The sequence below is a fragment of the Mycolicibacterium madagascariense genome, assembly GCF_010729665.1.
In the GTDB taxonomy this organism is placed as follows: Bacteria; Actinomycetota; Actinomycetes; order Mycobacteriales; family Mycobacteriaceae; genus Mycobacterium; species Mycobacterium madagascariense.
In genome coordinates, this window is sequence record NZ_AP022610.1 from 2,097,498 (window position 1) to 2,119,584 (window position 22,087).

Genomic DNA, 22,087 nt, shown 5'->3' on the forward strand with positions numbered 1-22,087 from the left:
GTCGAATGCGAAGCGATGCAAGCACGTTCACGACAGGCCGGGGATCTGCAGACCGGTCGACGGGGTGGCGGGAGCGGCCCCCGGTAGGGCGAACGGCAGGCCGGAGGTGGCGCCGGCGCTCGGCAAGCCCAGGGCGGGGCCGGCCAATCCGGTCACCGCGCTGAGGCCCGCGGGCATCTGGCCGTTGGCGATCGACGTCATCCAGCCCGGGCACTGCGACTGGATGACCATGGTCGCCACCCAGCCGGCGATGGTCGGGGCCAGGCCGCCGTGCCCCGTCATCTGGGTGGCCATCGAGGCGAGCTGGCTACCGGGCTGCACCAGCATCGGGCAGATCGACTGACCTGCCCCGGCGATGGCCGAGCTGACCGCACCGTTGTTGCCGATCCCGAGGCCGTTCAAGGCGCTCGTGCCCGCGTCGGTGCCGACGTCGGCGTGCGCGTGGGCGGGCCACATGACCGCCGCGGTGGCGATGCCGAGCGTCACCACGACGGGCCGGAAGATCAGGGTCACGGCGTTGAGATAGTTCGCCCAGTCGATCCGTTGGCGGACCACCATCGCGTTGCGCAGGGATGGCTGCGTCCACGGTCGGTACAAAGTCATTGACGTCATCGAGAGCTCCCGGTTCGCCCGTCAGAATGCCTCGTTGCACTCATTTCACTTTGGTAACGATGGGCTACAAATGTCACAGGAACAACACGGAACGGTCAAGGTTCGCAACAGCGGCGTTTTCTTACCGTTGTCTCAATGACTCCAATGCGACACTCAGCGACTTTTCGTCGTCAAAGCACGAGCGTGTGATTCGCAGTCAGCGCACCCCGCGAAAGCCGTTGTCGGACAACCGAATAGGACTGCCACGCCGGCGAGCGGACCCGGCCGAAGCTCACCGGCGCCCGAACCGAAAGCGCCCGAACTCGGGCACGAGCCGCGTCAAGGCGACACGCCGCGTGTCGCGAAACTATCGCGACACGCGGTGCTGGGGTCCCTGCTCCTTCTTGTACAACGCCTTCAGCATCCGATCCCGGAAGAACGCGTTGTCGATCAGCTTGATGCCGTTGTTCGCCACGGCCGGTATGCCCGCCAGCTTGTGGAAGTAGCGGCCGCGGCGGTACTCCTTGCCCCAGGCGGCTTCCATCCGCTGCGCGTAGTTCGTGAAGTCGTCGGGTCCACTGTTGGTCAGCGCGGCGACGGCGCATTCACCGGCGGCCAGTCCCGACTCGAGCGCCTTGGAGATGCCCGCGCCCGACGCCGGTTTGCCTGCACCGAGCGAGTCGCCGGTGAACAGCACGCCGGGGCGCCACGGCGGCCACGCGGTGAAGCCCATCGGCAACCGCCAGGCTCGAACCAGCCTGTCCTTCTTCAGCTCGTCGATCGCGGGCAGGCCCCACTCGGGCGGGAGCGTGCGCATGAAGTCGCCCAGGAATTGGGTGGCGTTGATCTGCTGCCAGTTCTTGTAGCTGTTGACGTAGCCGAGGCCGATGTTGATCCGGCCGCCACCGAAGGGGAACACCCAGGCGTACCCCGGCAGCTGGTCACCGCGGAACGCGAGGTTCAGATAGATGTCCAGGGAGTCGGAGTCCGGTTTGTTGGCGGCCATCTCCGCGCGGATCGCGATTGCGGAGTAGCCGTTGTACTCCGAGTCGATCTGCAACGCCCGCTTGATCGGCGAGTAGGCGCCGTCGGCCGCGATGACGGCGTCGCCGAGGACCTTCTCGCCGCTCTTCAGCACGACGCCGACGACGCGACCTGCCGAGTCGACCTCGGGACCGGCGACCTCGCAGGACTGCCGGACCTCGGCTCCCGCGGCCCCGGCGTGCTCGAGCAGCAGCGTGTCCAGCACGGGGCGGGGCGCGACGTAGCCGTGGTCGGGCATGCCGGGCCGCTTGGGGAACGACAACTCCCACTGCGAGGGGCTGAACACCGTCACCCGGTTGACGCGGTGGAACGCTGCGACCTCCTTGGCCAGGCCCATCTTCTGCAGGTAGCTCACCGCTCTGGCGGTCAGGCCGTCGCCACAGGGCTTGTCGCGGGGGAACTCGGCCTTGTCGAGGACGAGCACCTTGGCGCCGGTCCGCGCTGCCTGCCACGCCGCGGCGGCGCCGGAGGGCCCTCCGCCGGCGACGACGACGTCGTATCGCTGCGTCATGCGTCTCGTCTCGGGTAGGGGTCCATGTCGGCACAGATGGTACCGGGCAGGCGGCGGGCACTGGCGTCGGCGATCGGTGGCCCGGCGCGGTCGTACCAGGTCAACCGCGCTCAGCCGGTACAGTGGTTGGGTGCATCGACCGTCTCGCGCCCACTCGGGCTCCCCGCCGGGGGCGAAGGTCGACGCCCGCAGCGAACGCTGGCGCGAGCACCGCAAGAAGGTGCGTGCGGAAATCGTGGACGCCGCCTTCCGCGCGATCGACAAGCTGGGGCCCGAACTCTCGTTGCGGGAGATCGCCGAGGAGGCCGGGACCGCCAAGCCGAAGATCTACCGGCACTTCACCGACAAGTCCGACCTGTTCCAGGCGATCGGTGAACGACTGCGAGACATGTTGTGGGCGGCCATCTTTCCCGCCATCGACATCACGGCCGACCCCGCCCGCGAGGTGATCCGGCGTTCGGTGGAGAAGTACGTCGACCTCGTCGACCAACATCCCAACGTCTGCCGCTTCCTCATCCAGGGGCGCTTCGCCGAGCAGAGCGAGTCGACGATGCGGGCACTGAACGAGGGTCGCGACATCACGCTGGCGATGGCGGCGATGTTCAACGAGGAGCTCCGTGAGATGGAGCTCGACGGCGCCGCGATCGAGCTGGCCGCGTTCACGACGTTCGGTTCGGCTGCGGCCGCCACCGAGTGGTGGCTGGGGCCGAGCACCGACAGCCCCCGGCGAATGCCGCCGAAGGAGTTCATGGTGCACATGACGACGATCATGCTGAGTTCGATCTACGGCACGTGCGAACTCCTGGGCATCAAGATCGATCCCGACGTGCCGCTGCACGACGGGGTGCGTCGCCGGGAGCCCGTCCTGTAATACCCGGTACCCGTGTTCCCAGGTATCGTGATCGCATGACCGTCGCCCAGGAGGCAGGCGCCGTCACGGCGCACGAAGATCCCGTCCATACCCGAGCCGTCATCATCGGCAGCGGATTCTCCGGCCTCGGGATGGCCATCGCGCTGCAGAAGCAGGGCTTCGGTCCGTCGGACTTCGTGATCCTGGAGAAGGCCGACGAGATCGGCGGCACCTGGCGGGACAACACCTACCCCGGCTGCGCCTGCGACATCCCGTCGCACATGTACTCGTTCTCGTTCGAGCCGAAGCCGGACTGGACCCACATGTGGTCACTGCAACCGGAGATCTTCGGCTACCTCAAGGGCATCGCCGACAAGTACGGTCTGCGGCGCTACGTGCGCTTCGGCTCCCGCGTGGACCGGGCGCAGTGGGACGACGCCGAGATGCGGTGGCACGTCTTCACCGACGGCGGGCAGGAGTACGTCGCCCAGTTCCTGATCTCCGGCGCTGGTGCGCTGCACATTCCGCTGGTGCCGGACATCGAAGGTCGTGACGAGTTCGCCGGTGTGGCGTTCCACTCGGCGCAGTGGGACCACTCGGTCGACCTCACCGGCAAGCGGGTCGCGGTGATCGGCACCGGGGCCAGTGCCATCCAACTCATTCCGGTGATCGTGGAGGACGTCGCCGAACTGCAGGTGTACCAACGCACGCCGCCGTGGGTGATGCCCCGCCCGAACAACGCTCTGCCGCAATGGCTTCGGCGCATCTTCACCGACGTGCCCGGTGCCCGCGCACTGACCAGGGCCGCGATCTACTGGTTGCACGAAGTGGTGGGCTTCGGCATGACCAAACAGCCGGGGCTGCTGAGAGTCGGCACGCTGCTGGGTATTTGGAACATTCGGCGCTCGGTCAAGGACAAGGCACTGCGGCGCAAGCTGATTCCCGACTATCGCGCCGGCTGCAAGCGAATCCTCAACTCCGACACCTACTATCGCGGCATCGCCAACCCGAAGACCCAGGTGATCACCGAGCCCATCGCGCGGATGACCCGCGACGGCATCGTCACCGCGGACGGCGTGGAGCATGCCGTCGACGTCGTGGTGTTCGCGACCGGCTTCCACGTCACCGACTCCTACTCCTACGTCGAGGTGAAGGGCCCCGGTGGCGAGGACCTCGTCGACCGGTGGAACCGCGAGGGCGTCGAGGCGCACCGCGGCGTCGCCGTCGCCGACATGCCCAACCTCTTCTACCTGCTCGGCCCCAACACCGGCCTCGGCCACAACTCGGTGGTGTTCATGATCGAGTCGCAGATCCGCTACGTCGCCAAGGCGATCGCCGCGGTCGACCGGGCACGCGCGCAGGCCGTCGCCCCGACCAGGGCGGCCCAGGACGCGTTCAACGCCGAGCTGCAGGGCGATCTGGCGAAGACGGTGTGGAGCACCGGAGGTTGCCGTAGCTGGTACATGGACTCCCGCGGCGTGAACCGGACGCTGTGGAGCGGCATGACCTGGCAGTACTGGCTGGCGCTGCGCCGGTTCAAGGCCTCGGAGTACGCGTTCCTGCGGCGCTGAACCCGACACGGGAACACAAGTTGTTGTGTTCGCGCGTGTTGTCGTACCCCAGTTGTAGTGTCGAGGCAATAATCGTCACGCTTCGAATTGGGGTTCACAGTGTCTGATGGAATCAAGCTGATCGACCGCGTCTCGGCCATCAACTGGAACCGCGTTCAGGACGAGAAGGACGCCGAGGTGTGGGAGCGTCTGACCGGCAACTTCTGGTTGCCGGAGAAGGTGCCGGTGTCCAACGACATCCCGTCGTGGGGCACGTTGAACGAGCACGAGAAGCAACTGACGATGCGGGTCTTCACCGGGCTGACGCTGCTGGACACCATCCAGGGCACCGTCGGCGCGGTCAGCCTCATCCCCGACGCGATCACCCCGCACGAGGAAGCGGTGTACACGAACATCGCGTTCATGGAGTCGGTGCACGCCAAGAGCTACAGCAACATCTTCTCGACGCTGTGCTCGACGGTGGAGATCGACGAGGCGTTTCGCTGGTCGGAGGAGAACCCCAACCTGCAGCGCAAGGCCGAGATCGTCATGAACTTCTACCGGGGCGACGATCCGCTCAAGCGCAAGGTGGCCTCCACGCTGTTGGAGAGCTTCCTGTTCTACTCCGGCTTCTACCTCCCGATGTACTGGAGCAGCCGCGCGAAGCTGACGAACACCGCCGACATGATCCGGCTGATCATTCGCGACGAGGCCGTGCACGGCTACTACATTGGCTACAAGTTCCAGAAGGGTTTGGCCCAGGCCGACGAGGCGCGCAGGGCCGAGCTGAAGGACTACACCTACGAGCTGCTGTTCGAGCTCTACGACAACGAGGTGGAGTACACCCAGGACCTGTACGACGAGGTCGGGCTGACCGAGGACGTCAAGAAGTTCCTGCGGTACAACGCGAACAAGGCGCTGATGAACCTGGGGTACGAGGCCCTGTTCCCCAAGGACGAGACCGACGTCAACCCGGCGATCCTGTCGGCACTCTCGCCGAACGCCGACGAGAATCACGACTTCTTCTCCGGGTCGGGGTCGAGCTACGTCATCGGCAAGGCCGTCAACACGACCGACGACGACTGGGACTTCTAGGCGCCGGGCGTCGCGACCATCAGGCCGAGCAGGTCGTAGACGACGGTTGCCGCGGCGAGGGACGTGATCTCCGCGTGGTCGTAGGCCGGGGCCACTTCGACGACGTCGGCCCCGACGATGCCGATGCCGGTCAGCGCACGCAGCATGCGAAGCAGTTCGCGAGCGGTGAGCCCACCTGATTCCGGCGTTCCCGTGCCGGGGGCGAAGGCGGGGTCGAGGACGTCGATGTCGACCGAGAGGTAGACCGGCGCATCGCCGACGCGGCGGCGGATGACGTCGACGGCGGCCTCGATCCCCATCACGTCGAGGTCGCCGGCGCGGATGATGCGAAAGCCCATCCGCGCGTCGTCGTTGAGGTCCATCCGGTCGTAGATCGGACCGCGGATGCCGATGTGGATCGAATGGTCCTCGACCAGGAGGCCCTCTTCGAATGCGCGCCGGAAGATCGTGCCGTGGGTGACGGGCGCGCCGAAGTAGGTGTCCCAGGTATCGAGGTGAGCGTCGAAGTGCACCAACGCAATTGGGCCGTGGACGGCATGCAGGGCCCGCAGGTTCGGCAGGGCGATGGTGTGGTCGCCGCCGATCGAGACCACCCTGCGGCGGCCGTCGCCGACGATCTCGGAGACGCGGTCCTGGATCTGGGTGCACGCCTCGGCGATGTCGTAGGGCGTCACCGCGACGTCACCGGCGTCGACGATCTGGACCTCCTGCAGCGGCGCCACCCCCAACTCGACGTGGTACCCGGGCCGCAGGGCGCGCGCGGCCTGCCGGACGCCGAGTGGCCCGAACCGGGCGCCCGGCCGGTAGGACGTCCCGCCGTCGAAGGGCACGCCCAGAATGGCGATGTCGTAGTCCGTGACCTCCGCGATGTCGGCGATCCGGGCGAAGGTGCCCTTGCCCGCATAGCGGGGCACCTGCGTGGACGGGATCGCTCCGATGATGTGGTCGTCGGTGCCGGGCATGGCGGCCTCTCGGGTTGGTGGGATCTTTCGGGAGTGACTCGTTCAATCGGGTGGCAGCCCAGAGCGTGCTGCGATCAGGTCGTGACGACGGACATCGCCGTCGCGCGGAGCCACGGTTGCAGCCGCTGCGCGATCGCGAACGTGAACGGCGTACCGCACGGCGGCGCGATCGTGCCCTCACCCATCGTCTGCGCGCTGAGAATTCCGACCGCGGCGAGGCTGCCGTCGGGCCTGACGGTGTAGACCGGACCGCCGGAGTCCCCGCACTGCGTGGTCGCGGCGAAGGTGACGGTGTCGGGGGTGATGCCGGTGACCGGACCACACTGCAGACCCGTGGGGAGGCCGACCTTGCACAGCACGTCGCCCATGGCGATCCGATCGGTGGCGCCGCTCACCGGACCGACGCCCGCGATGGCACCGCTGACCGGCACCCCCGGCGCCAGGGCCACGAACCCGATGTCCCCCCGCCGCAGCGCACCGTCGAACGAGCCGATCCTGGTGTAGTCCGTCCCGGCCAGCTTGATGGTGACGGGCCCGCCCTTGTCGCAGTGATCGGCCATCAGGATTCCGCTGCGACCGCCCTTGCCCCGCACCAGGAAGCCCGCCGTGCAGGTGTCCGCGTCGGCCAGTCCGGCGTCCAGCGTCAGCACGCCCACGCCGGGGCCGAGCGCATCGACCGAGGACAGGGGAGGAGACGCCGACGCGGCGGGGGCCTGCCACAGCTGCAGTGCCACCATCGCCGCCCCCACGAGGCGCCTACGCCACATCGTTTCTCCCCTTCCGTCGGCTGCTCACCGGACAGTGTGCCGTGTCGCCATGACGGTCGCACCGCCTGCGCGTCGGCAGATCGAAACCCGCTGACGAGCAAGGCAACAGCGACCATCGGGTGAATCCACACCCGTCAACGGGTATGTGCGACCCCATGGAGTGGTTCGCATCCCACGGACTGGCGATCGGTTCGGCGCTGCTGGCGGCGCTGGCCGCGGCGGTTGGCATCGTCGTGCGGCAGGCGGCCCTGCAGCGCTCCGCCTCCGACGCGCCGTCGGTGGTGACCGTCATCCTGCGCGACCGGCTCTGGTGGGCGGGGACGATCGCGGCGGCCGCGGGTTATGCATTCCAGGCGTTCGCGCTGGCGCACGGTTCGGTGCTGCTGGTGCAGCCGCTGGTGGTGTCGTCGCTGCTGTTCGTCCTCCCGCTGAGCGCGTGGTGGACCGGCGGGCGGGTGACAGCGGTCGAATGGGGGTGGGCACTGCTGCTGACCGCGGGTCTGGCGGTGTTCGTGCTCGTCGGGCAGCCCCGCGAGGGACACAATCGTCCGCCGGTGCCCGCGTGGACGATCGCTATGGCCGGCGTGATACCGATCGTCGCGATCTGCGTGGTGGTGGCCCGTCGGACGTCGGGGCGCACCCGGGCGGCCGCACTGGGCGTCGCCGTCGCCGTGGGGCTCGGGATGATCGCCGTGGTCACCAAGATATGCACCCACCGATTCGCGCTCGGCGGGTGGCGCGATCTGCTCTCCATCCCCGCGCCCTACGTTCTGGTCGCACTGGCGGTGGTCGTGACGATCATGCAGCAGTGGGCCTTTCGGGCCGGAGCGCTGTCGGCGTCGGTGCCGATCATGCTCGTCGGCGAGCCCGTCGTCGCCGTGGCGCTGGGCACCGTCGTGCTCGGCGAGCACCTCACCGTCCGTGGCGTGGGCTACGTGGCCCTGCCGATCGCGATCGCCGCCATGCTGGTGGCGACGATCGCGCTCGGCCGCGACTCCGGCGCCCACTCGGAAGTGAACTCCCGCACCACGATTCGGCCTCAGCCGGTGCCGGACCCCACGCCCTAGCTCAGGCCGACGGCGTCGCCGGTGCCTCGTCGCTGCGCTCGTGCGCCTCGTCGAGCACGGTGCGACCGATCTCCGCGTAGGTCTCCGGCTTGGCGGAGCGCAGCCACACCGTGTAGGCCAGTCCGACGACGAAGACGACCAGCAGCATGTACGGACCGGCCTTGAGGACATAGGAATTGGAGGCGGCGCCGGCCGCGACGGCCAGGCTCTGCCACAGCGCCCACACCACGTAGAGCATGCCGACGCCACCGACCACGGGGCAGATCAGCGTCGTGATGACGTTGCCCCGATGCGTCTTCTTGACCCAGAAGTAGGAGATGACCGCGGCCGAGCAGATCGCTTGCACGAGAAGGATGGCCGCCGTCCCGATCAGGGCCAGCAGACCGTAGATGTTGACGTAGGGCACCAGCGACGGGGTGTCCACCAGGTTGCCGCTGGCGTCGGCGGCCTGGACGGCGGTGAAGGCGTAGAACCCCAGCACGATCAGCAGCGTGATGACGCTCTGGACCACCGACGCGACCCAGGGCGATCCATGCTTGGGATGGGTGCTGCCGAGGGTGTTCCTGATCTTCTCCGACGGGATCTCCCGGCCCAGCGCGAACAGGTACCGCGACGCCGCGTTGTGGAAGGCCAGCGCGCACGCGAACGAACCGATCACCAGCAGGATCTTGTAGGCGTCCAACGGAATTGCGCCCAGTTTGGCATCGACCAGCTTGAAGAACAGGTCCAGCGGCGACGCGCTGATCGAGGCCTCCACCGACTGCTTGGCGCCATTGCCGGCGATGACCATGGCGGAGATGAACGTGTAGAACAGGCCGAGTCCGACGACCGCGATGATGGTCGCGCGCGGGATGATCTTCTTCGGGTTGCGGGATTCCTCGCCGTAGACGGCGGTGGTCTCGAATCCGACCCACGACCAGAAGGCGAAGAACAATCCGGTGGCCATCGCACCCGCGGTGGCGGCCGTGCCGAATGCGCCCGCAGGCAGGCTCTGGAAGGCGTTGTTGAGGGCGACGGTCTGGCCCAGCATGAAGCCGTCGGGCCCGCCGCCGGAGAAGATCACCGAGAACGCCAGCGCCAGGAGGATCAGCACCTCGCAGGTCAGCGTGACGCCGAGAATGGCTGCGGTGAGGCTGATGTCGAAGTAGCACAGCACCGCGATGAGCACGATGGCGAACACGCCGAACGCCAGCCACGGGATGTCGACCCCGAAGATGGTGTTGAGGGCGTCGTTCGCGAAGTACGCGAACGCGCCGATCAGGGAACCCTCGAACACCACGTAGGCGAACGTGGCGAGCATGCCGCTCGCCATGCCCCAGATCTGTCCGAGGCCGTGGGAGATGAACCCGTAGAAGGCGCCGGTGGTGGTGATGTGTCGGGCCATCGCGACGTAGCCCAGCGCGAACAGCGTCAGGACGATCGTGGCGAACAGGAAGCCCGCCGGGGCGCCGAGTCCGTTGCCGAAACCGACGGCGATCGGCACGTTGCCCGTCATGGCGGTGATCGGGGCGGCGTTCGCGACGGCCATGAAGATGACCGCGACGATGCCGATGGACCCCTTCTTCAAACCGGACGACGTCGTGGGTGTGCTGACGGCTTCGGATTCAGCAGTCATCGGGGCCTCCTGGGGTGGGATCCGAGAGCAAATGGGGACCGCGAGGCTGCAGTCCATCGCTGAGCGTTGCATCCGCAACCCATTCCGACAACTCGAATGCCGATGTTCCCAGGGATCTCGCGGGTGACCGCCCTGGCATCCGGCCGCCGACACGACGACGGCCCAGGCCCCGGAATCGTCCGAGGGCCTGGGCCGTGGTCAGCGAATTACTGCAGGGTCGAGGTGTCGATCACGAAGCGGTACCGCACGTCGCTGGCGAGCACCCGCTCGTAGGCCTCGTTGACGTAGTCGGCCGCGATGACCTCGATCTCGGGGGTGATGTCGTGCTCGGCGCAGAAGTCGAGCATCTCCTGGGTCTCGGGGATGCCGCCGATCATCGAACCAGACAGGCTGCGGCGCTGCGCGGCGAGCGGGAAGAACGGCAGCTCCATCGGCTTCTCCGGCGCGCCGACCTCGACGAGCGTGCCGTCGGTCGCGAGCAGACCCATGTAGGCGGCGAGGTCGAGATTGGCCGACACGGTGTTGACGATGAGGTCGAACTTGCCCGCGAGCTTGGTGAAGGTGTCCTCGTCGCTGGTGGCGTAGTACTCGTCGGCGCCGAGACGCAGACCGTCCTCCATCTTCTTGAGCGACTGGCTCAGCACGGTCACCTCGGCGCCCATGGCGTGGGCGATCTTGACGCCCATGTGGCCGAGTCCGCCGAGACCGATGATGGCGACCTTCTTGTCGGGCCCCGCACCCCAGTGGTGCAACGGGGAGAACAGCGTGATGCCGGCGCACAGCAGCGGCGCGGCCTTGTCCAGGGGGATGCTGTCCGGGATGCGCAGCACGTAGTTCTCGTCGACGACGATGGCCTGGCTGTAGCCGCCGTAGGTGGGGGTGCCGTCCTTGCCGGTGGCGTTGTAGGTGCCGATCATGCCGCCCTCACCGGTGCAGTACTGCTGCAATCCGGCCTTGCAGTTGTCGCACTCGCGACAGGAGTCGACGAAGCAGCCGACGCCGACGTGATCGCCGACCTTGTACTTGGTGACGTCCGAGCCGACCTCGGTGACGACGCCGGCGATCTCGTGACCGGCGACGACGGGGTACTCGGGCTCGCCCCACTCGCCCTTCACGGTGTGGATGTCGGAGTGGCAGATGCCGGCGAACTTGATGTCGAACGCGACGTCGTGCGGTCCGACGTCGCGGCGCTCGATGGTGGTCTTGGTCAGTGGTTCGGTCGCCGACGTGGCGGCCATGGCGTTAACGGTGGTGGTCATCTTCTCTACGTACCCTCTTGTCGTCTTCTCATTCGAGGCCCTGCCTGCGTCGCGGGCAGGGCAGTGGGGTGGGCGCAGCTCCGCGCCCCCCGGGCAGTGCCAACCCGGGTCCTCACCAGATTAGTCCCGCGGTGGGTTCCCGGCCTGGTCAGAGGCTGGGCGTGGGCTGTCCTCAGCGGTACGTCGAGGTCGACGCGAGGTAGTCGAGCGTCCGGCCGATGCCCGTCACCTCGCGCGCAACGCTGCGCAAGGTGGCTCGGTCGTGAGGAGCCATGTCCGACAGCGACACCAGGTCGTCGACCCGGTCCCCGGCGAGGAACCGTTGCGCCCGCCTGCGCCAGCGCCACCGCAGCAGCCAGTCGAAGCAGTCGCGCAGGCTCGATGCGTCGTCGGCGCCGAGGACGTGGGCCGCCACCGCATGGTCGAGACGCGTCGGCGTGGACAGCGCGTCCGAGTGCGCCGACACCGCCGCCCACCGGGCGATCTTCACCACCGGATCCATGACGGCCAGCTTCACGTCCACGGCGTCGGCGGTCCGCGCGAACACCCGCAGGCGCGAGGGAACGCTCGCGCGCACGGCCGTCGCGTCCTGCAGCATCGCTTGTCGCACAGGGTAATTGCGCTCGGCGGCGGCGACCACCCCGGCCCGCAGCAGGTCTGCGGGACGTCGCGCCGACGGGTCCGGCACGCCCGCGGAATCGGCGAGCAGCCCCGTCATGACGACGCCGCGGTCCTCGCGCGGGTGTGCCGACCACCGTTGGATGCCGTCGGTCCAACTCGCGGCGCGGCGGCAGAAGCGCGGCCTGCTGGCGAGCACCCCGTTGGCGTCACCGGGCACGCCGCACCGCTCCAGGAGCGCATGGACCCCGGCCGCCCGGCCCAGCAGCGCGACCTTCTCGCCGTCCCCGACCGCGTCGCCGAGGACGACCATCGTCTCGACGTCGGAGCCGGGAGCCGCCTCGCCGCGCGCGACGCTGCCGGAGACGAACCACGTCCAGTCCGCGGGCCCGCAGAGTCGAACCCCGGCGACGACGGCGTGGCGCAACACCTCCGACCAGGCCGCCGCCAGCGCGGCCGCGGGGGTGTGACTGCGCAGTTCGTCGGCGATGGCCGCCCGCGCACGTTCGACGCCCGCGCGCAGGAGTGCCTCGTCGGTGGCCGCGTCGATCGCCGTGATGGCCGCCGCGACGCCGCGACCGGTGGGGTGGGCAGCTGGCATGTCGTCGATTGTCACCTGCCGTCACACGGACGTGACGTTGGGGAAACGGCGACAACACGAACCGCGCCTACTTTCTGTCGTGTGACAGAAATCTGCCCACCGTCAGGGAGTGTGCGATGACCTCGACCGTCCACCGCGTGATCGCCTCGCCCGAGGACGCCGCCACGCTCGAAGAGCTCGGCTACACCCAGGAGTTGCACCGCGGCATCGGGGGTTACGCCGCGTTCGCCTCGGGCTTCTCCTTCGTGTCCATCCTCACGACCGTGTTCGCCCTGTTCGCCCTCGGCTTCGGGCTGGGCGGTCCGGCGTTCTTCTTCACCTGGCCCATCGTCTTCGTATGCCAGTTCTGCGTCTGCCTGGTGTTCGCCGAACTGTCCGGCAAGTTCCCCGTCGCCGGGGCGATCTACCAGTGGTCGCGACGCCTCGCGGGCAACGGGGTCGGCTGGTTCGCCGGGTGGTTCATGCTCATCGGCTACATCGTCAGCGTGGCAGCCCTGGCGATCGCCATGCAGAGCGTGCTGCCGTCGATCTGGAGCGGATTCCAGTTGGTCGGCGGCGATTCCTCGCTGACGTCGGTGACCGGGGCGACCAACGCCATCATCCTCGGCGCGATCACCATCGCGCTGTGCACGGTCATCAGCGCTGCCGGGGTGGCGTTCATGGGCAAGATCACGGTCACCGGGGTGACGCTCGAGATCGTCGGGGTCGTCCTCATCGTGATCGCGATGTTCGTCAAGGCCGAGCGCAGCCCCGTCGCTGCCGTCACCAGCACCGGCGGCCACGGCTCGGGCCTCGGCTACTTTCCCGCCTTCCTGGCCTCGATGCTGATGGCGGCCTACGTGATGTACGGATTCGACAGTGCTGCAGAGCTTTCCGAGGAGACGAAGGATCCACGCAAGACCGCGCCCAAGGCGATCGTCACCGCGCTGCTGGTGTCCTTCGTCGGAGGCGGCCTGATGATCCTGGCCGCCCTGGTCGCCGCCCCGTCGCTCGACGATCCGCTGCTGTCGAGCCAGGGCATCGCGTGGGTGCTCACCAGTCAGCTCAGCACGTGGCTGGGCAAGACGCTACTGACGATCGTCGCGATCGCCATCTTCTCCGCGACCCTGGCCATCCAGGCCTCGGCGTCACGGGTGATGTTCTCGATGGCCCGCGACAACCGGCTGCCGTTCGGCTCGTTCCTCTCGAAGGTCAACCGGCGCACCGGAACTCCGGTGATCACCGGGGTCACCGTCAGCGTGCTGGCCATCCTGGTGCTCCTGGTGAACCTCGGCCAGGCGGGGGTCTTCGCGGCGATCACCAGCGTCTCGGTGGTCATCGTGTACGCCGCCTACCTGATGGTGACCGTGCCTGCGCTGGTGCACCGGCTGCGCGGGACGAGCCTGAGCTACGGTCCCCCGGTGATGGACCTCGGCAGGTGGGGCATCCCGGTGAACCTGATCGCGGTGGTCATGGGTGCGGCGCTCTGCGTCGACATCGCCTGGCCGCGCCAGGAGGTCTACGACCCCGACGGCACGTCGTGGGTGCTGCAGTACTTCGCGGTCCTCTTCGTGGCGTTGACGCTCGTCGTCGGATTCGTCGCGTACTGGGTCGTCAGGAACCGCGACGGTGCGCCCCTGCCGTCGGACGCGCTGGTCGGTCCCGACGACGTGCCGGCGTGACGGTCGCGGATTCGATATCTGTCACCTGACAGAAATGTGCATCACGAGTTGTTAACGAGTGATGCGGGATCCGTTACTCCGCGGCAACCACCGGAGGGGCCGCAGCGCGAAAACTATCGATTGACAGATATCCATCGGCGCAGAGGTGTGCCGCAAGCCCGGGAGTCCTCGTGACCAGCGATGTGTCCAGCGACAGAGCGTCGGCGACCGCGACGACGGCAGGGGCCAAGGCCCATGCGCGCGCGCAGCACGGGCGCACGGCCGACGCCATGCGGCACGTTCCCGCCTCGAGCACCCCGACGCCGCCGGACGGCGTCCCCGCCGCGGACCTGGTGTGGTCGGAAACCGTTGCGCCGGGCGGATATACGACCGCGGTACTGGCGAGGGGCACGCGACTGCGGCTGAGCGACCCCAGCGGTGACGCCTGCGCCCACCTGCTGGTGCATCGGGCCGACGGCCCGCACGAACGCCTCAACGTCGCCGACACCGTGAAGGTGCCGTGGCAGGCCTACCTCGGCGTGGGGCACCCGCTGCTCAGCGGGTTCGGTCGCGTCCTGGCCACCGTGGTCGCCGACACCTCGGCGCGCCACGACGCGCTGACGGGGACGACCACGCTCGCCGGCAACGAGGCCAGGTACGGCTCCGGGACCCCGGAGTCGACGTCCCCCGCGGGACGGGAACTCCTGCTGCTCGCGGCGCTCAAGCACGGCCTCGGTCCCCGCGATCTGCCACCCTCGGTGTCGTTCTTCCAGGGCGTCACCGTCGACTCCGACGGCGCCTTCACCTGGCAGGGGTCGGCGGGACCGGGCACGTCGGTCGACCTGCTGCTGCACGTCGACGCGATCGTGTCCCTCGCCAACACCGCGCACCCGCTCGATCCGCGGTCGGAGTTCACCTGCTCGCCGCTGCTGATGCACGCCTGGCCCGCGGCCGCCGACCTCGACGCGCTGGTGGCCGGAGACCTGGTCGGGCCGCTGGGGCCCGAGCACCGACAGGCGATCGCCAACACCGACGCCGACCTGGCCGCCCGAGGAGTGCTGTGAACACCGCGCTGATTCCTGGTCCCACCGTGCTCGACGAGACCGTCGCCGCCCGGGCCGCCTGGTCGACCGTGGTGGCCGCGGGTGACGTGCTGACCATCGTCGACCTGGAGGGCAACCAGGCCGTCGACTGTCTGCTCTATGCGGCCGCCGACACCAGCGTGCGGTACTCCGCCGTGGAAACCATTGCCCGACAAGGGCGCATCGTCCTGACGACCGGGTCGGTGCTGCGGGCGGACACCGGGGAGGCGCTGATGACCGTCGTGGGCGACGAGGTCGGCGTGCACGACACCCTCGGTGGTGCGTGCTCCAAGGAGTCCAACACCCTGCGCTACGGTCAGCACACCCGCGCCCAACACGGCTGCATGGAGAACTTCCTCATCGAGGGTGCGCGGCACGGCCTCGGCGCCAGAGATCTCGCGAGCAACATCAACTGGTTCATGAACGTGCCGGTGGACCCCGACGGCGCGCTCGGCATCGTCGACGGGTTGTCGGCCCCGGGCAAGCGGGTCGCCCTGCGCGCCGACGTCGACACCCTCGTCCTCGTCTCGAATTGCCCGCAGATCAACAACCCCTGCAACGCGTTCAACCCGACGCCGGTGCGCATGATCGTCACCCGCCCCGAGGCGGGCGCGGCATGACGCGCAGCGTGCTGATCGCCAACCGTGGCGAGATCGCCGTCCGCCTGGTGCGCTCGGCGCGTCTGCTGGGCCTGCACACGGTGGCGGTGTTCTCCGACGCCGACCGCGGCGCACCGCACGTGCGACTCGCCGACGAGGCGGTGCGGCTCGGCCCCGCCGCGCCGAGTGAGAGCTACCTGCGAGTCGACGCGATCCTCGATGCGGCGGCCGCGACCGGCGCCGAGATGATCCATCCCGGTTACGGATTCCTCTCCGAGGACGCGGACTTCGCGACCGCCGTCGAGGCGGCGGGCATCGCGTTCGTCGGTCCGACGCCGCATCAGCTGCGCGTCTTCGGCACCAAGCACACCGCCCGCGCCGCGGCCCGCGCCGCCGGCGTGCCCGTGTTTCCCGGCTCCGACCTGCTCGACGACGCCGCCAGCGCGCAGGCCGCGGCCGACGAGATCGGCTATCCCGTCATGCTCAAGGCCACCGGCGGTGGCGGCGGCATCGGCATGCAGGTCTGCCGCGACGCCGCCGAGCTGCGGGCGGCGTTCGACCGGGTGTCGCGGCTCGCCGAGCGCAGCTTCGGGTCCGCCGGGGTGTTCGTCGAGCGCTTCGTCGACGAGGCGCGCCACGTCGAGGTGCAGATCTTCGGCGACGGCACCGGCCGCGTGGTGTCCCTCGGAGACCGCGACTGCTCGCTGCAGCGGCGCAACCAGAAGGTCATCGAGGAGGCGCCCGCGCCCAACCTGCCCGAAACCGTTCGCGCACAGCTGCATTCGTCGTCGCGGGCGCTGGCCGCCTCCGTGGGCTACCGTTCGGCGGGCACCGTCGAATTCGTGTACGACCCACGCCGCGAGGAGGCATCCTTCCTCGAGGTCAACGCCCGGCTGCAGGTCGAGCACCCCGTCACCGAGGCCGTCACCGGTCTCGACATCGCCGCGTTGATGTTCCGGCTGGCGTCCGGCGAGGACGACGTCCTGGCAGCACATCTCGCACCGGGGGAGACGACGGGTGCGGTACCCGTGGCGGGGCACGCCGTCGAGGCGCGCGTGTACGCCGAGGACCCCTCGCGCGACTACCGGCCGAGCACCGGCACGCTGGTCGCCGTCGAGTTTCCCACGGCTGAGGGTGATCCTGCCCTTCAGGGTGATCCGGCGCCGCGCGTCGACACGTGGGTCGAGGCGGGCACCGAGGTGTCCGCGGCCTATGACCCCCTGCTGGCCAAGGTGATCACGGTGGGCGCGGATCGCGACGAGGCCTTCGACCGACTCGGCCGCGCACTGGACGCCACCGTGCTGCAGGGCATCGAGGTCAACGTCGGGCTGCTGCGCGCGGCGTGCGCACTGCCCGACGTGCGCGCTGCACGGCACAGCACCGCCACGCTCGCCGGGGTGCCCGACCCCCGTCCCCGCATCACCGTCGAACGGCCCGGTCTGCTGACGACGGTGCAGGACCTGCCGGGACGCGTGGGGCTGTGGAACGTCGGGGTGCCTCCGAGCGGTCCGATGGACGATCTGTCCTTCCGGCTCGGCAACCGCGCGCTCGGCAACCCCGAGGGGGCGCCGGGCCTGGAGTGCACGGCCTCGGGACCCGCACTGCGCGTGACGGATTCGACCACCTTCTGCGTCACCGGCGCACCGTGCCCGGTCACCGTCGACGGCGAGCCGGTACCGATGTGGGAGCCGGTCGACGTGCCCGCGGGTGCGGTGCTGGCGATCGGCGCGGCCGAGACCGCGGGACTGCGGACCTACGTGTTGGTGGCCGGTGGCTTCGACGTGCCGACCTACCTCGGCAGTGCGTCGACCTTCACCCTCGGTCGCTTCGGTGGCCACGGTGGCCGCCAGCTGGTCGTCGGCGACGTGCTGCGCGCGGACGCCTCGACGCCGACCGGCCCGGCCGCCCCGGTGCCGGTGGAACTGCGTCCGGCCATGCCCTCGGAGTGGGAGCTGACCGTCACCGAGGGGCCCCACGGCGCGCCGGAGTTCTTCACCCGCGAGGACGTCGACACGCTGTTCACCGCCGGCTACGTCGTGCACTTCAACTCGGCGCGCACCGGCGTTCGCCTGGAAGGCCCGCGGCCCACGTGGGCACGTCCCGACGGCGGTGAGGCCGGACTGCACCCGTCCAACATCCACGACACCGCGTATTCCGTTGGCGCGCTGGACTTCACCGGCGACACCCCGATCCTGCTCGGACCCGACGGGCCCAGCCTCGGCGGGTTCGTCTGCCCCGTCACGGTCGTCGCCGCGGACCGCTGGAAGCTCGGGCAGCTGCGCCCGGGGGACACCGTCCGGTTCGTGCCGATCCGGGCGGCCGACGCACCGTCGCGCCGCGAACTCGGCGCCGCGCGACGTGCGGCCGACCCGATCGTGGCGCGCGGGGCCCGGGACGGCGACGACGGCGTGCTGGCCCGCCGCGACGCCGACGGCGCACCCGCGGTGACCTACCGGCGCAGCGGCGACGACAACGTCCTGATCGAGTACGGCGACATGGTGCTCGACCTCGCCCTGCGGGCCCGGGTCCACGCGTTGAACGAGCGCCTCGAGAACCTCTCTCCGCCAGGCATCTTGGACCTCACGCCCGGTATCCGGTCGCTGCAGGTGCACGTCGATCCCGACGTCCTGTCGATCGACCGGCTGCTCGGACTGCTGGCCGAACTCGAGGACGACCTGCCCGCCACCTCGGAGCTGGTCGTGCCCAGCCGGTCGGTCCGACTGCCCTTGTCCTGGGACGACCCGGCGACCCGCGAGGCCATCGCGCGGTACACGTCCGGCGTGCGCGACGACGCCCCGTGGTGCCCGTCCAACATCGAGTTCATCCGCCGGGTCAACGGTCTGGCCACCCAGGACGACGTCATGGCGACGGTGTTCTCGGCGGAGTACCTGACGCTCGGACTCGGCGACGTGTACCTCGGTGCCCCGGTCGCCACGCCGCTGGATCCCCGGCACCGGCTGGTCACCACGAAGTACAACCCGGCGCGGACCTGGACCGCGGAGAACTCCGTCGGCATCGGCGGCGCGTACCTGTGCATCTACGGGATGGAGGGGCCGGGCGGGTATCAGTTCGTGGGCCGGACGACCCAGGTGTGGAGCCGCTACCGGGACACCGCGCCGTTCGAGCCGGGCAGCCCGTGGCTGCTGCGCTTCTTCGATCGCATCTCCTGGTATCCGGTCACCGCGGAGGAACTGCTCGACCTGCGGGCCGACATGGCGGCCGGTCGCGGATCGGTGGACATCGTCGACGGCACCTTCTCCCTGGCCGACCACGAGCGCTTCCTCGCCGACAACGCCGAGTCCATCGCGGACTTCCGGGCCACGCAGACAACGGCTTTCGCGGCGGAACGGGCGGCGTGGGCCGCGGCGGGCGAGTTCGACCGCGCCGAGCGGGCCGAGTCGAGGGTCAGCGTGCCGGACATGGACCTGCTCCTCGCCGACGACGAGGAGAGGGTCGACGCGCCGTTCTCGTCGAGCGTGTGGAAGGTCGACGTCGCCGTGGGCGACCACGTCGTCGCCGGCCAGGCCCTGCTGGCGCTGGAGGCCATGAAGATGGAGACCGTGGTGACCGCGCCCGCCGACGGCGTCGTCACCAAGGTCCTGGTCGAGGCGGGCCACCAGGTCGATCCCGGGACCCCCCTGGTCGTCGTCGGCCCGGCGCAGGATCGCGACGCGAGGGGAGTGCCGGCATGACGGTCCAGCGCACGTCGGCCGTGCAGCGGGTGCGGGCAGCCTATGCGGCGATCGAGGCGGTCGACCGCCCGGAGGTCTGGATCTTCCTGCGGCCCATGGCCGATGCGCTGGCCGACGCCGAAGCCGTGGACGCGGCGGTCGCCTCGGGTGCCGACGCCCCGCTGGCCGGTCTCGCGGCGGCGGTCAAGAACAACGTCGACGTGGCAGGACTGCCGACCACCGCCGGCTGCCCGGCCTATGCGACGGAGCCCGCGGCCGCCGACGCCGTGACGGTCGCCCGGCTGCGCGCCGCGGGCGCGGTCGTCATCGGGGCGACCAACCTCGACCAGTTCGCCACCGGGCTCGTCGGCACGCGCAGTCCCCATGGCGCCGTGCGGGATTCGCGTCGTCCCGATCGCATCTCGGGCGGTTCGAGCGCCGGGTCGGCCGTCGCCGTCGCCCTCGGCCTCGTCGACGTCGCGATCGGCACCGACACCGCCGGCTCGGGCCGCGTGCCCGCCGCCCTGCAGGGCATCGTCGGGATCAAGCCCACCTTTGGGGTGGTGCCGACCGACGGCGTCGTCCCGGCGTGCCGGTCCTATGACTGCGTGACGGTGTTCGCCAGGGACCTCGACACCGCCGACGCGGCGATGGCCGTGATGGCGGGCGGAGCGCGACCGTTCCCGCCCGACGCCCCGTTGGCCGCCCCCGAGTCACCGAAAGTGGCGGTGCCGCAGGATCTCTCGATGCTGTCGGCGTCATGGCAGCAGGCCTTCGGCGCGGCGCGCGAGCGCCTCGAAGCCCACGGCGCGACGGTGGTGGAGATCGACCTCTCGGCGTTCCTGGCCGCCGCCCGCCTGCTGTACGAGGGCGGTCTGGTCGCCGAGCGGCACGAGGCCGTCGGCGAGTTCGTCGACGCGCACCCCGACGAGGTGGATCCGGTCGTGCGCGGAATCGTCACGGCCGCAGGCCATGTCACGGCGACGCGGTTGCTCGCGGACCGCCACCTGCTCGCCGAGCTGACGACGACCGCGATGGCCGAACTGGGCGACTGCGATGCACTGCTGCTACCGACCACCACCGCGCACCCCAGCCTCGCGGACGTCGCGGCCGACCCCATCGGCGTGAACTCCCGCCTCGGGACGTTCACCAACTTCTGCAATCCGATGGACATGTGCGCGGTGGCCGTGCCCTCGGGCACCGCGGGGGAGGACCAGTTCGGCGTCTCCATCGTCGCGCGCGCCGGGGCCGACGCCCTGGCCATCGACCTCGCCCGCCTCGTCACCGCACCGACGGCGTCGGTCGCGCTGCCGGGGGCCGCCTCGCTGGCGGGCCGCCCCACGCCGTGGCCCGTGCACGCGGGCGCCGACGCGACCCTGCTCATGGTCGTCGGCGCCCATCTGCGCGGACAGCCCTTGGCCTTTCAGCTCGAAGAGCGCGGCGCCCGATGGATGGGTCCGGTGGCCACCGCGCCCGTGTACCGGCTGGCGCGCCTGCACACCACGCCGCCCAAACCGGGCCTGGTCCGCGTCGGCGCCGAGGACGGCTCCGCCATCGGTGGTGAGCTCTGGCTGGTGGGCACCGCGCGACTCGGTGACTTCCTGGCGATGCTGCCCGCCCCGATGTCGCTGGGTCGGGTGACCCTGGCCGACGGCACCGAGGTCGTGGGCTTCGGCTGCGCACTCGACGCGTGGCAGGCGGGTGAGGACATCACCCGCTACGGCGACTGGCCGACCTACCTGAGCAGCGTCGCCTCACCGGATTCGACGCGGGCATAGCGATCGGTCGCGGCACCGGTGCGCCGTCGCACGGCGGGGTCCGGGTCGGGTATGCCGAGCACGCGCAGGCACGCATCGGCGACGTGCATCGGCAGCTCGAGGCGTTCGGGGCCCGGCGGCACCGACCACATGTTCACCAGCGATTCGACGAGGCGGAACGGGAGGTCCGCCGCCGCCTCGTGCACGCCGGTCTGGTCGACTACGGCCCGGCTCGACGCCAGGTAGTGCAGCCGCAACCGCTCGCGGTCGGACCAGAACGGCTCGAGGTGAGCGTCGCGCAACTCCGGTAGCAGGTACAGCGCGCCGAGGTTCCAGCGTCCGGTGAGCAGTTGGCCGCCGTCGAACGCGGCGAGCGCGTGCAGGTGCTCGGCCGCGGTCAGGGCGGGCTCGGCGTCCAGCAGGGTGGGAATGAACGCCAGCGTGGGGCTCACGGTCTGACCCAGCAGGGCGCACAGGATGTCGTCCTTGGTCTTGAAGTAGTGGTAGAGCGAGGCCTGGCGGATGCCGACGGACTCCGCGATGGACCTGGTCGAGGTGCGCGCATAGCCCAGCGTGGTGAACAATTCACCTGCGGCGTCCAGGATTTCGTCGCGCGCCGTGCTGCCAGGGCGCTTCTGGTCGTGGTGGCGGGGTCGTCCGGCCCGAGCGAGCGGCATGACTCATCGTGGACCATGCCCGGCCCGAAATGGTCCTGTCCCACCGTTTCTGTCACATGACAGAAACGCGCGATACGCATCGGTTACGTGCGCCGTCGATTGGTTACGCCAGCGACACCCACCGCGTCGGT

Annotated in this window: 17 protein-coding genes; 9 read left to right on the forward strand and 8 right to left on the reverse strand. The window is 69.6% G+C overall.

All coding sequences use genetic code 11. The annotated features are described in order from the left end of the window. Nucleotides 1–27: 27 nt before the first annotated feature. Entirely contained in the window at nucleotides 28–612 is a 585-nt protein-coding gene (locus tag G6N60_RS09945; RefSeq protein ID WP_163735987.1) for a DUF732 domain-containing protein, read from the reverse strand. A 346-nt stretch (nucleotides 613–958) separates the two neighbouring features. Next, nucleotides 959–2,146, reverse strand: a complete 1,188-nt coding sequence (locus tag G6N60_RS09950) for an NAD(P)/FAD-dependent oxidoreductase (protein ID WP_163735990.1) — start codon at nucleotides 2,144–2,146, stop codon at nucleotides 959–961. A 130-nt stretch (nucleotides 2,147–2,276) separates the two neighbouring features. On the opposite strand from G6N60_RS09950, the gene G6N60_RS09955 reads away from it, so the two are divergent. From G6N60_RS09955 to nrdF, 3 genes are all read left to right on the forward strand, one after another. After that, nucleotides 2,277–3,017 (forward strand): TetR/AcrR family transcriptional regulator, encoded by a 741-nt coding sequence (locus G6N60_RS09955; RefSeq protein WP_163735992.1) that lies wholly within the window; start codon nucleotides 2,277–2,279, stop codon nucleotides 3,015–3,017. A 35-nt stretch (nucleotides 3,018–3,052) separates the two neighbouring features. Beyond that, nucleotides 3,053–4,567: a flavin-containing monooxygenase gene (locus G6N60_RS09960; protein ID WP_163735995.1), complete on the forward strand. Its 1,515-nt coding sequence runs from the start codon at nucleotides 3,053–3,055 to the stop codon at nucleotides 4,565–4,567. Between the two features lie 111 nt (nucleotides 4,568–4,678). After that, nucleotides 4,679–5,641, forward strand: a complete 963-nt coding sequence (gene nrdF, locus G6N60_RS09965) for a class 1b ribonucleoside-diphosphate reductase subunit beta (protein ID WP_163743749.1) — start codon at nucleotides 4,679–4,681, stop codon at nucleotides 5,639–5,641. Here nrdF and speB read toward each other — a convergent pair. Both speB and G6N60_RS09975 read right to left on the reverse strand, forming a co-directional pair. After that, entirely contained in the window at nucleotides 5,638–6,603 is a 966-nt protein-coding gene (gene speB, locus G6N60_RS09970; protein WP_163735998.1) for an agmatinase, read from the reverse strand. The two genes, nrdF and speB, sit on opposite strands and share 4 nt — an antisense overlap. Nucleotides 6,604–6,677: 74 nt before the next feature. After that, nucleotides 6,678–7,370, reverse strand: a complete 693-nt coding sequence (locus G6N60_RS09975) for a chymotrypsin family serine protease (RefSeq protein WP_163736001.1) — start codon at nucleotides 7,368–7,370, stop codon at nucleotides 6,678–6,680. Between the two features lie 155 nt (nucleotides 7,371–7,525). Here G6N60_RS09975 and G6N60_RS09980 point away from each other — a divergent pair, with 155 nt between their 5' ends. Next, complete coding sequence (locus G6N60_RS09980; protein ID WP_163736004.1) at nucleotides 7,526–8,437, forward strand: DMT family transporter; 912 nt, start codon at nucleotides 7,526–7,528, stop codon at nucleotides 8,435–8,437. A 1-nt stretch (nucleotide 8,438) separates the two neighbouring features. On the opposite strand, the gene G6N60_RS09985 is transcribed toward G6N60_RS09980, so the two are convergent. The 3 genes from G6N60_RS09985 to G6N60_RS09995 form a co-directional block, all read right to left on the reverse strand. After that, complete coding sequence (locus G6N60_RS09985; protein ID WP_163736007.1) at nucleotides 8,439–10,052, reverse strand: APC family permease; 1,614 nt, start codon at nucleotides 10,050–10,052, stop codon at nucleotides 8,439–8,441. A 206-nt stretch (nucleotides 10,053–10,258) separates the two neighbouring features. Continuing rightward, complete coding sequence (locus G6N60_RS09990; RefSeq protein WP_163736011.1) at nucleotides 10,259–11,311, reverse strand: NAD(P)-dependent alcohol dehydrogenase; 1,053 nt, start codon at nucleotides 11,309–11,311, stop codon at nucleotides 10,259–10,261. A gap of 172 nt (nucleotides 11,312–11,483) precedes the next feature. Further along, nucleotides 11,484–12,530 (reverse strand): putative nucleotidyltransferase substrate binding domain-containing protein, encoded by a 1,047-nt coding sequence (locus G6N60_RS09995; protein ID WP_163736015.1) that lies wholly within the window; start codon nucleotides 12,528–12,530, stop codon nucleotides 11,484–11,486. 116 nt (nucleotides 12,531–12,646) lie between these two features. Here G6N60_RS09995 and G6N60_RS10000 point away from each other — a divergent pair, with 116 nt between their 5' ends. The 5 genes from G6N60_RS10000 to atzF all read left to right on the forward strand — a co-directional run bounded on the left by G6N60_RS10000 (nucleotide 12,647) and on the right by atzF (nucleotide 21,300). After that, complete coding sequence (locus tag G6N60_RS10000) at nucleotides 12,647–14,191, forward strand: amino acid permease (protein ID WP_163736018.1); 1,545 nt, start codon at nucleotides 12,647–12,649, stop codon at nucleotides 14,189–14,191. A 170-nt stretch (nucleotides 14,192–14,361) separates the two neighbouring features. Further along, nucleotides 14,362–15,234 carry an urea amidolyase associated protein UAAP1 gene (locus tag G6N60_RS10005; protein WP_163736021.1) on the forward strand — a complete coding sequence of 291 codons (873 nt, stop codon included), beginning with the start codon at nucleotides 14,362–14,364 and terminating at the stop codon, nucleotides 15,232–15,234. Then, nucleotides 15,231–15,872: an urea amidolyase associated protein UAAP2 gene (locus G6N60_RS10010; protein WP_163736024.1), complete on the forward strand. Its 642-nt coding sequence runs from the start codon at nucleotides 15,231–15,233 to the stop codon at nucleotides 15,870–15,872. The genes G6N60_RS10005 and G6N60_RS10010 overlap by 4 nt, the downstream gene beginning before the upstream one ends. After that, on the forward strand, nucleotides 15,869–19,543 hold the full coding sequence (gene uca, locus G6N60_RS10015) for an urea carboxylase (RefSeq protein ID WP_163736027.1): 3,675 nt from the start codon (nucleotides 15,869–15,871) through the stop codon (nucleotides 19,541–19,543). Before G6N60_RS10010 ends, uca begins: the two co-directional genes overlap by 4 nt. After that, a complete protein-coding gene (gene atzF / locus G6N60_RS10020) occupies nucleotides 19,540–21,300 on the forward strand; it encodes an allophanate hydrolase (protein ID WP_163736030.1) in 1,761 nt (586 codons plus the stop codon). Before uca ends, atzF begins: the two co-directional genes overlap by 4 nt. Here atzF and G6N60_RS10025 read toward each other — a convergent pair. After that, nucleotides 21,258–21,956, reverse strand: a complete 699-nt coding sequence (locus tag G6N60_RS10025) for a TetR/AcrR family transcriptional regulator (protein WP_163736032.1) — start codon at nucleotides 21,954–21,956, stop codon at nucleotides 21,258–21,260. The two genes, atzF and G6N60_RS10025, sit on opposite strands and share 43 nt — an antisense overlap. Nucleotides 21,957–22,087: the final 131 nt, after the last annotated feature.